Genomic DNA, 15,331 nt, shown 5'->3' with positions numbered 1-15,331 from the left:
CCGCCAAGGCGGCGCGGCAGGCCGCCAAAGGAGCGACACCACGATCACTGGAACGGCTGATCACCAAAAACCCAAACTGGGGAACTTTAACTCGGCACTTCTGGGGAATCTTCGGTCAGCATTGACACATGTTGATCTCCCAGCCTTCACGGCGGAGAAGAACGTGGACGCGGCGATAGCCATAGCGGACGCGCGTCTCGCAGATCTCGCGGATGCGGGCTTCAATGCCGGCCTGCTCGCGGCGACGGGATTTGTAGTGGTAGGTCGAAGTGTCCATCTCCAGAACCCGGCAGGCCTGACGGATCGACACGCCCCAGTCACTGCGAACCCCGTTCACCAGCTCGCGTTTGCGAGCAGGCCTCACAGTTTTCGGCGGATGACGTCCTGCAGCATCTCCTTGTCCAGGGACAGGTCGGCCACGAGCTTGCGCAGCTTTGAATTCTCGTCCTCGAGCTGCTTCAACCGGCGCATGTCTGGCGGCAGCATGCCGTCGTATTTCTTCTTCCAGTTGAAGTAGGTCGCCTAGCTGATGCCTGCCTTGCGGCATATGTCCGCGACCGGAACGCCATCCGCTCCCTGCTTAAGAATGAACGCCTTCTGGGCGTCAGAAAACCTCGATGCCTTCATCGTCCTTCGCTCCTCCCAGCCAGGGAGATTACGGCGAAAAACTCTAACTCAAAGCAATTCAGTTTTCCGGGATCAGATCAATCAGACTGACAAGGGCAACAGATGCCGTCTGGGCGCGCCACGAAGCCGCCAAGCCAGCACGAACACCCCCAGGAACAACATCAGCCAGGTGGCCGGTTCCGGCACGACTGCGGCGGAGGGAAGGATCGCTCCTCCACCGCCACCAAGCGTTCCAGGTGTCAATCCCCCCAACGGCCCAGTCCCGCCCGTGTTTCCACCCGACGACGCCCCGCTTCCGCCCGGGCCGGGAGACCCTGCCAAACCAACGGGACCGCCGGCCGCCAGCACCCCAGGAGCGCCACCATCGGCAGCCGGGGTCAAGGCGGCCACAGTCGGGTCGGTTTCGGTGATCCCGGGGGGCAGCCCCCCGCTCAGCAAACCACCGCGACCAGGAATGCTGCGTCGGATCGTGGCTGGGGCGGTAAAGCGAAAGGGGCTGGTCAACCCACTGGAGCCGGACGTGTTGTTCCCAGCCAGACCGGCGCCCAAGGCAGGTACAGCGCTGGCTGCAAACGCCGACGGTACAAAGCCGTCGGTTAGCATCGTCCGCTGAATGGCCAGGCCGATCGACAGCATCGTCGTCACCAGAATCAGCAGCACCGATAGCCAGCGGCTGGAACGAGCTTCGGCGCGAATGTCAATTTCTGGGGTGGTCATAATCCACGGCTATACACGCCTGCCAAGGTGCCTACAAACTCGGTAACCATAAATTACGGTCTGGGATCAGGCTTGGACCCAACCGGGTCCGCTTCGGCATCTGCCGACTGCGGCTGCGTCATGTTGGTGCGTGTGGCGACGGGATCGGGAATGTCGCCAAAGGCATAATCGAACAAGCGGGATCCGACTGTGCGGTAATGGGCATTCGAATCATAGTAGCGGTCCAGGGGCAGCCGCAGGTCACGGGCCTCAGCCTGCCCCATCGCCGCCAGCAGCGAGAACGCGGCCACGAAGGCATTGCGCTCGGCCGAGGCCAACTGCGTCCGCGCCACCAGGGCCTCTTGTTCGGCATTGAGGATATCAAGGATGGTGCGGGTGCCCGCCCTGTTCTCCGTCTTCACACTTTCCAGCGACAGGACAGCCGAATCCACGGCCTTTCGGTTGGACTCGATCGACGCAAGTGAGGCCCGCCAGCTGGCAAATGCCGACCGTGTTTGCGCAATCACGCCGCGTTCAACTTCCGTGGTGCGCTCGGTCGCAGCAGCCTCGCGGTCGGTTGCCTGGCGCGCCAAGGCCCCGGGCAGTCCACCCTGATAAATCGGGACAGACACGTTTACCCCTGCGAAGGCATCGGTCGTGCGGTTCTGGAATCCGGACAAGATCGCGATCGACGACAGGGTATTGAGATTGTCGACACGGCTAGCGGCGAACACGCCTGAGACCCTTGGGGCAACCCGCCCACGCGCCGAGCGGACATCGAACCGCGCGGCCGCCTGGACCTTGCGTGCTGCCAGAATGTCCGGGTTCTTCTCGATCGCCGTTGTCACCGCATCTTCCACGCTGGCAGGGAGGCCTGTCAGGGGCGCCGGCTTCTGCAGTGCCACTGGGGCCTCCCCAACCAGCTCGACATACCGTTCCTTGCTGCCAATCAACCGAGCTTCCGCGTCCTGCAACTGGGATTCGGCCAGCGCCAGGCGAGATTCCGATTGGGCGACGTCGGTGCGGGTAAGGTCCCCGACCTTGAACCGCTGTGTGCTGGCACGAAGGTTGGCCTTGAGAGCCGATACGTTTTGCTTGTTGAACGAGACTATGGCGCTGTCCCGGATCACATCCATGTAGGCGGCAACGACTTCTGAGTAGACACCGGCCTCGGTGCCGCGCAGGTTATCCTGGCCTCCCTCGGCACGGGTGCGCGCGGCCTTGATGCTATTGCGTACCGATCCCCCGGTGTAGACCGGAACGCTGATCTGACCATTGACGGTCACCACGCGGGACGGCGTCAGCAACGGCTGATTGCGGATCACACGGTTCTGCAAAGACGCTTCCGCACTGACTTGTGGCCGCCCAGCGCTCAGTTCAACCGCAACCTGTTCGTCAACGGCACGTTGCGTAGCCCTTGCTCCGGTCAGCGTTGGATTGTTGTGGTAGGCCTTGACCAGCGCCCCCTCGAGGGTCTCGGCGAGGCCAGGTTGAGCGGCAAGGGCGAGGGCAAGCGCACAAACCGCATGATGCTTGGAAATCTTGACCCGTGTCATAACCCGCCTGGCTATCCCGTTGATAGAGGTGGTCCGCAAGGAACCGGAATTGGGTGAGGTGATAGCTGAAAAGTTAGCAACAATGGTTAACGCGCCAAAAATTTCTGCCTGCGTGCGATTGGCGCAGCGTGGCCTATTCCCAGCCCCTTTACTGGGGGACACGGCGGAAGAGAATCCCCCAAAAACCTTGTCCGAGACAAACTCGTAAACTGGCCGGTAAAGTTTGCTCCCGCATTGCCATCATGCGGACAATCGCCCCGACCGTATCACGGTACCGAGCCCTCTTACTTGAAGCATGAACACCGCGAGGGGGATCAGGCAGTATCCCCAGGCGAGCCCAAGAAGGCTGTTTGCCAGCAACGAGGCCATGACGCCCAGCCCAGCAGTCAGCGTCCAAAGAAAATGCCGGAGATCGAGCCCGATCATTCTGCGGACAAAATACGTCGAGCTGAATGCCGCCACCACCTCGCCCATGATCCCCGTCAGGATCAGCCAAAAGAGGTCTTGGCTGAATACGGTGGCAAGAAAAGCCAAGGGCACAAAAGCCCCGCGCACGATGTTGGCATAAAGCGGATTACGGGTTTCTGCCCGCGCCATAGCGACCACCGCAGGCACAGCCCGGACAAATCGGATCGACTGCATGACGACAAGGAGCAAAAGATAAGGGGCGGCTACCGCATACTTGGGGCCGAACAGCAACAATAGCAGCGGTACCCCCACCAAGGCCGTTCCCAGGGTGAAACACACGGCCAACAGGATGGTTCCGTCCCCAGCGCCATTGAAGAGCCATTGCAAGCGAACCTGATCATCCTGGGCGCGTGACATCCTGGGCAGAAACAGCGTCTGGACCACCCGTGACATCACCAGTGTGGGTGACATAGCCAGCAAGGCGGCCGCACTGAACGCCCCGAGCATTTCGGGCCCGAAACGATTGGACACCACCATGCGATCGCCGTTCATGACGAAGAAAAGAAAAACGCCGTTGAGTAGGATCGGAGCGCCAAAGCGCTTTGCGCGGGCGAGTACCTCAGGATCAGCGGCGAAGCGGATGGGTCGCTCTGCGCCGAGGTGGCTCGCCACAAACGCCACAGTATGGAAAATCAATATGCTCCCGATTGCCGTACGATAATCCCCAAACCACCAATGAAGCGGCCAGATGCTTGCAAGGCTGACCACCTGGGCTGAGAGGGAACGGATGATCATGGGCCAAAACTTGTTTTCCCTTTGCAACCGATACATGTCCAGGTTCTGGAGCGAGCGGAGCACAGGCAGCATAGAAAAGATCAGATAGGCCGCGACCATACCGTGGGTCCCCATCACCACCGAGTAAGGCCAACTGATCGCGAGAATGATCAGGCCGGAGCCGATCCCCATCACAAGTTGTGCTGTCTGCAGGGTTGCTTGTGTTTTGTCTAATTCTCCACTCTTTGCCTGAACTAGCATTCGATCAAGCCCAGCACCCTGAGTTACATCTATGAGCATCATCAGGATCGAAAAACTTGCGGCGATGCCGAACTGTTCGACGCTCAGCAAACGTGCCAACAGCAGATTTCGGCCGAGAGTAAGGGCGGAATCAGCGATCTGGCTGGCGAACAGCAGAGAGCCTTGTCGAACAATAGTCATGGATAAGGCCTGTCAACAAAACGCAATTGCGGTAGATGCTTGGCGCGCACTCAACGCGAATGGGGAGTAGGTCAAGCGAGCCGACGTGATCTCGACGGTTTGCCGCGACTCGGTGTGGACCCGGTCTGTCGCTCGTTCTCAACTCTCGCGGCATCGGGCTGCTGCCCCGTGAACAACCAGATCGTGGCCCCCAGCAGGAAGTTGAGCCAAATGTAGCTTGCGTTCCAGAGATGCACGCTAACCGCAGCAACCATTGTGCCGACGAGGCTGAAGATCATGCCCTGGCGAATTAAGTCGAGTTGCTCATCGCGCAAATCTGCCTTTGCTAGCTGCGTCAATCCAACCAGGAATGCACCTGCATACATCAGAAAGGCTGGAAAACCGTATCGGACGGCTTGCACTAGCCAGAAATTGTCCATGCTCCCGCTCATGAAGCGAGGGCGCTCCCATTCTCCTAGGCCAATTCCAAACCAAAAATGGTTGCGCACACTTTCGGTTCCGTATTGCCATATAAGAATACGGTTGTAGGACGACTGGCTACTAAAAGTGGCATAGTGGACAAAAGTGTGAAATGGAGAGCGGGTTGTAAAAATATCTAACACGAAGTACATTACAAAAACAAAAATCAGCAAAAACTTCCATCTACTTTTAAAGAATTTGAATATTCTTGCGTAAATCATAAGAAAAAACTGAATATTTAATGACAGAAGCGGCCCGGTAGATAGCGTGCAAACCACTCCAATTGAGGAAAGCAATATCGAGGTTGCAAAGCCAATCCGCCTTAGGCTGAACGCGAGAGAATAGGCTGTGATTGACATGAGGCTCGCCACAAAGATTCCCAGCAAGATGGGATGCTCAAAAGATCCCTGCGCACGCGCAAAACCCATTCGCCGGTTCATCTCGACCGGGGGGACGCCCCCGCCAAAAAGCGACATCAACTTCAGCAAAGGCTTGGTGCCCGTTATGGACTCGAAGACGAGAAACGGCGTCAGGACGATTAGCGTGACGAAAATCATGGTCGACAGCCGGTGCCAGGCCGTCCGATCACGAACGAGAACACGCCCCAGCAGATAGGCGCCAAATGAGGAAAGGAAAGCGATTCCGGCTGGCTGGTATGCTTCGGCGCTGCCATGATTTACGATCAGCGCCAAGGCGGACCACAATGAAAACCCGGCGACCAGTAAATCAGATAGAACAATAGAGCCATAACGACGCCTTAGCCATCCAAACGTCATTGGAATTATCATGATAATCAACATGATAATCATCGGGGTCAGCCGAAGTGATGCCATCTTTAACGAAAACGGGATAACAGTAAAAAGGACTGTAAGCAGTAAAGCCAATTTACGCCGCTGGCTTAGCTTAGGAAGCTCTGCAGATTGAGGCGGAACCTCAGAATTCGATGCTGCTGCGGACCCAGCCGCGGGATCTTCCGACGAACGGCGCACGACAAGCTTACCTTGGCGAATAACAGCTGGAGCACGACGGTAACTCATAGATCAATCAACCCGCCAGTAGGGCGTAGTCCTGGGCCTACGTCGATGCATGCAGAGCAAACCGGTCAAGAAATCTTGCACTAGGACCGTACTCCGAAATCGGATCGAAACTGCTCAAGGCATTGGGTCAGTTGCTCGAGTTTCCGTTCTCTCAAGCTGTCTGAACTCAACAACGAGGGTTCCTGGGCTATCGCCTGGAGAAGGTCAGCCAGTGCCTGGCTCCGCGGTCGGAACGCGGCACGAAGCGGAGCGGTCTCCCGCAAGGCATTTATAGCCCGCCATGCCCCGGTCCTTGCGGGTCTGGCCAAAGCCTTCGCCTTGACCTTCATGCGGTACTGCCAAGACACTGGAGTGTGCCTTGCACGGGGCACCTCCGCAAAGTCCGCTTCAACAGCTTCTGGCATGTAACGAACACCGCTGCTCCATTCGTCCTCTGGGGCAGGAACAATCGCACGCTCGATGGAGTCGGTGATCGGAAGATGGATCGGCCTGAAGCGCAGTCCGAGTGATAGACAGAAGTCAAGCCACTTGAAGGACAGCACGCGTTCACCGGTTGCTACCGGAATCCACGGCACGCGATAATAGTCTGCCATTATCGCGCCGTGAAGGGATTCAACGATGGCAAGCTCAGCCCCGGCAATGGAATCAAGAACCGCTGCCCCATCAAGGAATGGGCTGACATACCGAATACCAGCTTCTCGGCACGGTTGACGCCAGTTCGCATAAAGGTCTGTCGTCCAATGTGGGACAAAAACAGTCCCCCGCCGCTCACGCTCGCGAAACCTGAATTCCGGCAGCGAATCCACCAGCCACGCACCATCGACCACGGCCTTTTCCGCGGGCAAACCGAGCATTCGGGCGCTCAAGGGGCCGCGAACACAATAGACTCGCCAGTCGCGTACCTCAGACGGCAGCGGCATCGGTCCGTAACCCGACCCAGTCCCGAACACGATCTTGTTGCCCTGCAGCTTGCCCACATCGGCCTGGATCAATGATCCAATACCGATCAGAACATCATTGCTCTTCTGCGCCAAAAGTTCAGGGATAAGCCGTGGCCAGAGCCACGAATTCATGTGATCACCGAAATTGCTGGTGACCGCATAGTAGAAAACGCGCATAAAAATCTCTTCAGCTGGCGCTCGCGTGCGCGGAAACCGCCTGACACGGGCCGGTCAGCCCTGCGGTGCTTGGTCTGTTACGGGCACACCTTCAATCTTGAATCCGGCGGCTAGCTCTTCGTCCTAGAGGCTTTATGCCACAAATTCACCTTCCTGAAGAGCGCAGTGCCAAACCGGGAAGGTTCTTTGCTGCGTTCCGACATCATGGTCATGGAGTAGCACCTGGGTGGTGATCCGACCCCATCGTCTGGACCACCCGGGGCGGAGTTTCCCGGCCGGGGCCATGGTGACGAGTGGAGTGCGTCACGGGAACGCCTTCTCGGTGACAATAAACCCCGATGCCTTCAGCATCCTTTGCTTCTCCCAGCCAGGGAGACTACGGCGAAGTACTCAAATCAAAGCGATCGTGTTTTCCGGGATCAGATCATCGCCACTAAGGTAATCGGCATGGTACACTTGGCGACCGCCAGGTAATGGATCAGACTTGTCCGGGCCACCTAGTCGCGTTGAGGGTCTTGTAGATCAAGATCTTGCATGATCGACTTGAGCAGTTTGCCCGGACGGTCAGTCAATTCCCGGTGTTGCTGCAGCCACAGCGCCATCCGGGTGCGGGTCTCTTTGCTGCTAGGACTCCTGATCTTGTTGCCTCGTTCTTCGATCTGGCGACTGTCTGTAAACAGGAAGGTTGAAGCGCGGTTGTCGATCACGGTTGCATGGTCCACCGAACTCAGCCTGATCCAGGTTTTTTGCCCTCCGACCGAGATGACTTCATTCGCGATGATTCTGAGGCGCCTGCCGCCCTGTACCGAAATGCCATGGTACATCGATCCGACGATCAGATTGCCGCTGATCTCCAAGTCTTCGAACGGCAGTTGAAGCTTGTTGTCGCGCACGAAAATACCCTGGATAATGCCGCCGTTGCCGCGAAAAATCAGGTTGGCGCGAATGGTGATTGCCCGGGCCGCCTGGGTTTCGTTCGCGGTCCACAGCTGCACCCCGTCGGGGTGGTCGCCGGCATCAGGTTTGAGATTGCTGATAACATTGCCCTGAATCAGCAGATTGCTGACTCCGCCGCCCCGTATCGCATCAGTGCGCAGGTCATGAAACTCGTTACGCTCGATCTGCAAGCTGTCCCCTGACAGGAAGGCCAGCCCATAGCGGAAATGGCTGAATTGGCACGCGATGACCCGGATACTGCGGCTTTTGCGAACCAACATGCCAGTGCCGTTGCCGATCGCTCCGGCCTGCGGCGTCCCAGTCAATGTCACGCCTTCGATTGTGACGTCGCTCGAGCCACGGACGTTAACGGCGGCAAGAGCATCGGCTCCTTTGGTGGCAGCCGCCTCGCTCGAGAGCCGCGATGGCTGGATCACGACGTTGCGCACGATGACATTGCGTGACCCGGCGATGGTCAGCCCTGCCAATCGGGCTGGATCGTCCGCCCTGATCGATTCGATGATCAGAGGGCGCTGCCCCGAATAACTGCGAATAGTGATCGCTGAATAAGCACCCGAGCCAATCCTGATGGTTCCGCCATCGCTTCGGGCGATTGCACGGGCGACGTCATCGTCCGTCAGGGCATCGATGGTTCCGGAGTCGGAGATGGCTGGACTGCAATGGCTCAACCCCAGCAGGCTGGCCAAGCCGAGGGCTGCAGCGGACAGAATCCGCATCAAAGGCCTGGGGAACGTCAGGGTGGTCATCTCAACTCCGCCATTGGCCCCGACGGCTCGGAAATACTCAGAGTTCGTAAGGAGGGCAAGCCATTCTCACCAGGCACTGTTGAACGATCGGATCGGCCGCCTGGTAGCCATCTCGGTCACCGCCGAACGATGGATAATCGTGTCGCGCTTTCGATCGTTCCCATCACCAGGCCGCGACGGCAAAAGCGGCGGATCGAAATCATTGTCTGGGGTACTCCCGAGGCGGTCTTGCCACCAAAGTCCGTGCGGTCATCAACGGCCAAGGCCACCCTGTCCGGCTAGGCCTGACCATCAGACAAAGCCGTTACGAGCGAGTGACCATCCACACCGGATAGCGGTTTGCCCGGCCTCGGCGGGTTTCCCGCAGTCACTCTGTCCCCGGCCCCTGTTCCTGCGCCTCCGCTTCGACCCCCACCAGGTGCAGCACCGCCCGCTCGCCCTCGCCGTCGGTGCCGATCGTGACGGTGACCGGCGCGGCGAGGCGGACTTTCAGACGTTGCGCCTGTCCCGGGTCGAGTTGCACCGCATAGGCGCCGGGCACGACCTTCTCGAACCAGAACGAGCCGTCCGAGCCGGTGCGGGTGCGCGCCGCCGGCTTGCCGTCCGCGCCGATCAGCAGCACGATCACGCCCGAAACGCCTTTCTCGCCGCCCGGCGTGCGGTAGAAGGCCGTCCCGTCGAGCGCCCCCAGCGGCCGCACCGCGAAGGGTTGCACGTGGACATGTCCGGCGCGCGGGGCGAACTCGATCCCTTCGACCGCGGGGGCCAGGTTGATGTCGGGCAGGCTGTCGGAATCGATGCGCACGCTGGTCCGCGGCCCATCGCCGAGCCGCCCGAGCAGCACGTTTCCGGCCGCGTCGGTGGCACGGCTTTCGTTGCCTGCGAAGAAACGGACATCGGCCAGCGGCGGCTCGCCAGGGTCGGGCTGGCCATCGCCGTCGAGGTCACGGAAGGCGTGGATGGCAACCGCGCCGGCACTCGCCAGGCCGGGCGGGCTGAGGAACAGCCGTCCGTCGAGCGGATTGCGCCCGAGGCTCACGCTGAACCGGAGCAGCGCGGAGTATTGCGAGGGCCGCGTCGCATAGGCCGCGTCGAAGGCCAGGGCGAAGCGATCGAACCGGCGGATCGCCGAAAGCCCGAACCGGTCCTGCCGGGCTTCGAAGGTGTGCCCGGCCGAGGCGGTCAAGGTCATGCGATCGCCGATCCGGCGGTCGATCTGGATCGAGGCTGTCGAAATGGCGGCGGTCGGGGCGAGGGTGTAGCCGAGGCTTGCCCGCAGCTGGGTCTTGCCGCGCGAGAGCGAGGCCAGATCGAAGGCGCCGCGCAGTTGGGTGGTGGTGCTGAACAGCGGCTGGCTGGTCCGGTTGAACTCCACCAGGTTCGACAACTGGAGCGCCCGTGACAGCGGCACCGTCTGGTTGAGCGAAGCCGCCAGCACGCGGCGTCCGTCCGCGAAGGCCACGTTGCGGACCAGGCCGTTGGTCGGCAGGATGAACGATGATCCCGCGCCGCCCAGGAGGATCGCGCCGTTGAAGGCCAGCTCGGTCAGGCGGCGCAAGGGCTGGTCGCTGAAGGACCGGACCTCGTCGACGAAGCGGCCGCCATATTCGGCATGGTTCAGCGTGACGCTGAAACCGGCGACCTTGCGGGCGAGGCCCAGCCCGAGCGCACGACCGCCGCGATCGGCCAGCCCGGCGTCGAGCCGCACGGCAAACCCGGCCAGGCCCGTGCGCAGCCCTCCGGTCGCCAGCCAGTGCCGGGTGCCGAACCGTTCGTACCAGGCGGTGCCGAGCGTGCCGGTCAGGCCACTGCTGAAGCCGTACTGGACATCGGCCGTGGCCCGCAGCGCGCCGTCATCCGGACCGGGGATGTAATCGCGTCCCTGGAGGTTGAACAGCGAGCGGTTCTTCTGCACCGCGCTGGCGGCGTAGACCAGCTCGCCGGGGGCAAGCCGGCCATCGCCGACGCTGATCTGCCGCACCGTCTCGCGCCGCTGCCCCTGTGGGCCGTAGAGCACCACGCGGAACACGTTGAGGCCGAATTCCACCGGCACGTTGAGGAAGCGGTACTGGCCGTTTTCCGGGCCCGTGGCCGTGTCGATCAGGATGTTGTTGCGATAGAGCTCGGCCTCGAAGCCGTCGGGCATGTCGCCGCGCAGTTCGATCCGGTCGAACACCGAGGCCCGCTCGAGCGAGCCATTGCCCAGATAGAGGCCGCGCCCGGCGACACTGGCGGGGCCCATGGCCAGCGGGGTCGAGGTGACATCGCCCAGCCCGAAGGCGGTCGCGCCGAGCGGCCCGAGCAGGCCGCCATCGGGATCGCGCCGGCCCAGTTCGAGCCGCGCCGCGGTCACGCCGCGCTGGCTGTCGGCGGTCAGGAACGACCGCGCGGTCAGCCAGGCGAGATCGCCCGCCAGGCGCAGGTCCGTCTCGCTGCGGGTCCCGCGGGTGGTGTCCGATGCCAGGCGCAGCTCGACATCGGCCAGCGGCAGTTCGAGCGGGCGCCAGGGCGTGGCGATCCGGGTGAAGCTGCGCCCGTCGCGCCGGCCCTGGCGGCTTTTCAGCAGATCGCGCGCGGTCTCGCGGGCCAGACGCTGCTCGAAGGGAAAGGGCACCCGGGTCTGCACGGTCACGCTCTGGGCGCGCAGGTTGGTGGTCAGGGTCAGCGGGAAGAGATCGGCAAAGCGATCGGCCCGCAGGTAAAGCTCGCCATCGAAGGCCACGGCGTCATCCGGGCCCAGCTTGCGGGTCTGGCCGTCGACGGTGATCGTGCCTTCACGCAGGTTGATCGTGACCGGCTTGCTCGGATCGACCGCCCAGCCGGTGGCATAGCGGCCGTCGTCGCTGACCGTCACCGCCATGTCGAGGAAGCGCGCGATCTCGCCCAGCGGGAGGTAGGGAATGCCGCGTTGGGTGTAGGCGATGATCGTGCCGTTGAGCTCACGCCGGGCCGTGGTGATCTCGAGGATCAGCTCGTCGTCATCGGAAAAGCCGGTCAGCGGTGCGGCGGGCGCACCGATCCCGCTGGTGCGGGGGCTGGCGGCGGGCAGGACGGCGGCCGGTGGGGGTGAGGACGACGGCTGGTCCAGAACCCCGGCGGATGTTGTCCCGAGGGCAGGCGAGGGTGCCGTGGCCGGCCCGGGCAAAGCGGCTGGCGAAGGGGATGCGGCGGGGCGGGGCGGATCGACGGGGACGATCGGGGCCGCTGGTCCGGTGGCCGGGGTGGCCGCGCCGGCTGCAGGCTCCGGCGGCGGTTCCGGCTCGGCCGGCGGCGGGGAGGGTGCCGGAGGCTGAGCCGGGTACGGAGCGTTCAGCGATGGCTCTGCTGCCGGGGAAGCGAGGTCCGTGGCGGGGGCGGACGTCAAGGCCGGCGGCGGGGCAGGGCCAGGGTTGGTCGCGTCCGGTGCGGCCCGGGGTTCCGCTGCCGCGATAGGGGTGTTGTCGTTGGCCGAGGTCGGCTGCTCGACCGGTTCGGCCGAGCTCGGCGCTGCGGGTGGGGGCGCCACCCCGGGGGGCGGGGCAAGGCCCAGCAGAGGTTCGCGCGGGATGACCGTCGCGGCCAGGCTCTGCAGGCTGCCCGGGGTCGCAGCCGGCCCGTTCACAGGTGCGGCGGCGGACGGCGAGGGGGCTTGCGGCGGCAGAAGGGCGGGCGCCGTGACGCTGTCCGCCCTGGTGGGCTCCTGCACACCCGGTGGCGGTGAGGCGGGGGCAGCAGAGGCGGCATAGGCCGCCTCGGGTGACTGATCGTTCGCGGCCACCAGCGTCGGCCCGGCCCGCGTCGGCAGGGGCGCGACAAGGCCGTGCAGCGAGCGGTCCCCCGGTCCGGCTCCTGTCCGCGGAGCGGCCGGTCGCAGGATCGGGAGCGGATGGGACTCGCGCGGCCTGCTGGCCTGGTGCGGGATGGGCAAGGTGATGCGGGCCGACCCGCGCGGGTCGTGTGTGGTTTCCGTCGGCTGCGGCGCAATCCGCTCGGTATCGCGCCCGCACCGCTCGACCGCCAGCAGAAGGCTGGCGGTGATGACCACCCCGCCGACGCGCAGGGCTGCGCGGCGGCGCGCCGGGGTCACGGCAGGGTGAAGTCTTGCTTGGCCAGCACCTTGCCAGGCGCGCTGTCATCATCGGTGAAGGTGGCGGTCAGCCGCGCGCCGCGCGCCAGAAAGCGCGGATCGGCCTTGGGATTGACCGGTACCTGGACCGTGCGCGATCCGACCTCGGTGTAGACACCCACACCCAGCACTTCGGCGATTGGCTCCTTGCTGCCGGGGGCCAGGACGCGGATATCGCCGAAGGCCGAGCGGGTGCCGTCGCGCGTGACGGTAAGATTGATCACCTTGCCACTCCCGCCTTCGCCGAGCGCGAAGTCCTTCAGGCCGACGTTCAGCGTGGTTTCCCCCACACGGACGATGACCGGGATCGAGATGCCGAAGCGCGGCACGATGCGCACGCCGATCCCCTGGTTCTGGCCCTGGCCGGTGGCATTGTCGATGCTGAGCCCGTCCGCAGCGGGCGGGGCCGAGACGATGGTGAAGTGCGAACGGTACTCGCCCGCCGGAAGATCGGGGGGGACCCGGACCATCACCCGCACGGTCTGGGCCTCGCTGCCGCCCAGCGCCACGCGGCGCGGGGACCAGCGCAGCATGGTTGCGGCCGAGCGGACCCGGGCCCGCATCGCGGGATCGGTCACCGTTTCCAGATCGATCAGGGTGCCTTGCGGGGTCATCAGCTTGTCGCTGACGGTCACGTCGTATTCGCCCGGGGCCGGGCTGCGGTTGTAAAGGCCGATCGTCGCAAGGCGGTTGCGGTCGTCGATCACCACCCGCTTGGGATAGAGATTGACGTCACCCATGCCGCCGACCGATCCGGCTGGCGGCGTCGCGCTGGCGGGAGGCGGTGGTGCGGTCTGGGCCTGCGCCTGGGCCGGGGTTTGTGCGATCGGGCCGATCAGGGCCGCGAGCAGGGCCAGGGATGGTCCTGTCGCGTACGGCCGACGCGGCCCGGGACCTGGCGCGGTGCGGGTTCGGGCGGGCCGATAATGCTGGCTGGTCATGGGCCTCCCAAGTCGGTGCAAGTCGATCCGATTTGGGACGCTATGGGAAATCACGGATTCGAAGGCAATCCTTTGCCGCGATCCGGACTTAGTGATGCACAGTTTGCGCAAGCGGCAGCGGCGCTGGAGCGCCGCGCCAGAGTGACAGTCCCTGCCGAGCCCGGAAGGTTCGGCAGGGACCGCCCCACATGTGACCTTACTGGTAGGTCACCGTGACCGTGTAGCTGCCGGTATAGGCGCCCGCAGCCTGGCCGCTGCCGACCGTCAGGGTGCCACCGACGGCCAGCGCGAAGGTGCCGCCCGCCGTCAGCGAGGCGCTGTTCGCAGCCGAGACGCTGAAGGGCATGGTTGCCGGAGTGGCCCCGCCGGTCGAGACGGTGTTGCTGCTCGAGGCGGTGATGCCGAAGGCGCGGTTGGGAGTGCCGACCACGGTGAAGGCATCGGCTGTCGGGCTCGACCCCGTGACCAACCCGACATCGCCGGTGGCCGAGGCGACACCAGCCGAGGTCACAGTCACTGTGCCGCCGGTCCCAGCCGTGAAGCTGCCGAAGTTGAGCGCAGCGCCAGTGTTGTGGGTAATCTGCAGCGGTCCGACCACTACGGCATTGGCCGTACCGGTGCCGGTCGCGCTGTTGCCGGTGGCGGCCTGGGCCGCGCCTCCGGAAAGTCCGGCCGCCACTGCGGCCACGAGCAGGATCTTCTTCATGTTCCGTTCCCCGATCTGCGCCCCGACCCCAAGCCGGTGTGGAGCGCTCCAGTCCTGCGGAGCCCGGTGCCAGCGGCACGGGACGCCACGCCGGTTCTCTAGCCCGAGGACGGTTAACAGCGGGCTAAGGGCGAATTCCTAAGGAAAATATCCTTAGGTTTTCTACATATAAGACACGATCACCGGGACTTGCGCGGTGTAGCGTCCCTCGGCGGCGCCAGCCGGCAGATGGAGCGTGCCCCCAACCTCGAAGCTGTCGATCCCATCGGGCGAAAGCTCCCCACTATCGCCGATTCGTTGGCTGGCCGTGCCTATGGTCAGGGCATCGATCAGCACCGCATTGCCCGATCCCAGGCCGGGGGGCGTGATTGTCAGGCTGGGCGGAACGGTGACGCGATAGCTGCGGAGCGGTTCGCCGCGCACGGCGAAGCGCGCAGGGTGCGGCGGCGGGCAGGCCAGCAGGCAAATGCCCTGGGCGCTGCCGCCATAGCGCACACTTCCCCCCAGTGGCATCACGGTAACCGTCCCCGAGCCGTTCAGGTCGAGCGCGATGGTGCCGAAGTCGAGGTCTTCCTCGCGGGCCACGGCCAAAGGCGCGATGACCCGGGCCGCAGAGGCGCCGACCGCGGTGGAGCCGGGATCGGCGATCAGCGGCAAGCCCAGCGGGATGCACAGCGGAAGGGCGGTCAGGGCCGTCGCGCCCAGCAAGGCGGCGCGAGACCGAGGCGAGCCGCGGCCGAATGATGAAGGACGGACCATT

10 protein-coding genes and 2 pseudogenes are annotated in these 15,331 nt (G+C 63.4%); 1 reads left to right on the top strand and 11 read right to left on the bottom strand.

All coding sequences use genetic code 11. From position 1 onward, the window contains the following. Positions 1-127 precede the first annotated feature (127 nt). From H7F49_RS14210 to H7F49_RS14180, 7 genes and pseudogenes are all read right to left on the bottom strand, one after another. Positions 128-627: pseudogene (locus H7F49_RS14210) on the bottom strand (transposase); the annotation flags it as partial. An 81-nt stretch (positions 628-708) separates the two neighbouring features. Next, the gene (locus tag H7F49_RS14205) at positions 709-1,344 is read right to left on the bottom strand and encodes a PEP-CTERM sorting domain-containing protein (protein WP_185684233.1); all 636 of its coding nucleotides are present in this window, start codon (positions 1,342-1,344) and stop codon (positions 709-711) included. Positions 1,345-1,397: 53 nt separating this feature from the next. Continuing rightward, positions 1,398-2,879 carry a TolC family outer membrane protein gene (locus H7F49_RS14200; protein WP_185684232.1) on the bottom strand — a complete coding sequence of 494 codons (1,482 nt, stop codon included), beginning with the start codon at positions 2,877-2,879 and terminating at the stop codon, positions 1,398-1,400. A 240-nt stretch (positions 2,880-3,119) separates the two neighbouring features. Continuing rightward, positions 3,120-4,502 carry an oligosaccharide flippase family protein gene (locus H7F49_RS14195; protein ID WP_185684231.1) on the bottom strand — a complete coding sequence of 461 codons (1,383 nt, stop codon included), beginning with the start codon at positions 4,500-4,502 and terminating at the stop codon, positions 3,120-3,122. Between the two features lie 71 nt (positions 4,503-4,573). Continuing rightward, complete coding sequence (locus tag H7F49_RS14190) at positions 4,574-5,998, bottom strand: O-antigen ligase family protein (RefSeq protein ID WP_185684230.1); 1,425 nt, start codon at positions 5,996-5,998, stop codon at positions 4,574-4,576. A gap of 80 nt (positions 5,999-6,078) precedes the next feature. Next, positions 6,079-7,116: a glycosyltransferase family protein gene (locus H7F49_RS14185; protein WP_185684229.1), complete on the bottom strand. Its 1,038-nt coding sequence runs from the start codon at positions 7,114-7,116 to the stop codon at positions 6,079-6,081. Positions 7,117-7,613: 497 nt separating this feature from the next. After that, entirely contained in the window at positions 7,614-8,819 is a 1,206-nt protein-coding gene (locus H7F49_RS14180; protein WP_185684228.1) for a right-handed parallel beta-helix repeat-containing protein, read from the bottom strand. A gap of 155 nt (positions 8,820-8,974) precedes the next feature. Here H7F49_RS14180 and H7F49_RS19600 point away from each other — a divergent pair. Further along, a pseudogene (locus H7F49_RS19600) lies at positions 8,975-9,121 on the top strand (IS5/IS1182 family transposase); the annotation flags it as partial. A gap of 65 nt (positions 9,122-9,186) precedes the next feature. Here H7F49_RS19600 and H7F49_RS14175 read toward each other — a convergent pair. From H7F49_RS14175 to H7F49_RS14160, 4 genes are all read right to left on the bottom strand, one after another. Next, positions 9,187-12,885: a hypothetical protein gene (locus tag H7F49_RS14175; RefSeq protein ID WP_185684227.1), complete on the bottom strand. Its 3,699-nt coding sequence runs from the start codon at positions 12,883-12,885 to the stop codon at positions 9,187-9,189. Further along, a complete protein-coding gene (locus tag H7F49_RS14170; protein ID WP_185684226.1) occupies positions 12,882-13,865 on the bottom strand; it encodes a fimbrial biogenesis chaperone in 984 nt (327 codons plus the stop codon). The genes H7F49_RS14175 and H7F49_RS14170 overlap by 4 nt, the downstream gene beginning before the upstream one ends. A gap of 196 nt (positions 13,866-14,061) precedes the next feature. Then, entirely contained in the window at positions 14,062-14,571 is a 510-nt protein-coding gene (locus H7F49_RS14165) for a DUF4402 domain-containing protein (RefSeq protein WP_185684225.1), read from the bottom strand. Between the two features lie 162 nt (positions 14,572-14,733). Then, complete coding sequence (locus H7F49_RS14160) at positions 14,734-15,330, bottom strand: DUF4402 domain-containing protein (protein ID WP_185684224.1); 597 nt, start codon at positions 15,328-15,330, stop codon at positions 14,734-14,736. Position 15,331 lies beyond the last annotated feature (1 nt).

Origin of the sequence: Novosphingobium aerophilum, assembly GCF_014230305.1 — a bacterium.
Taxonomy (GTDB): Bacteria; Pseudomonadota; Alphaproteobacteria; order Sphingomonadales; family Sphingomonadaceae; genus Novosphingobium; species Novosphingobium aerophilum.
The sequence above is the reverse complement of the archived record's forward strand: the minus strand, read 5'-3'. Positions and strand labels throughout refer to the sequence as shown.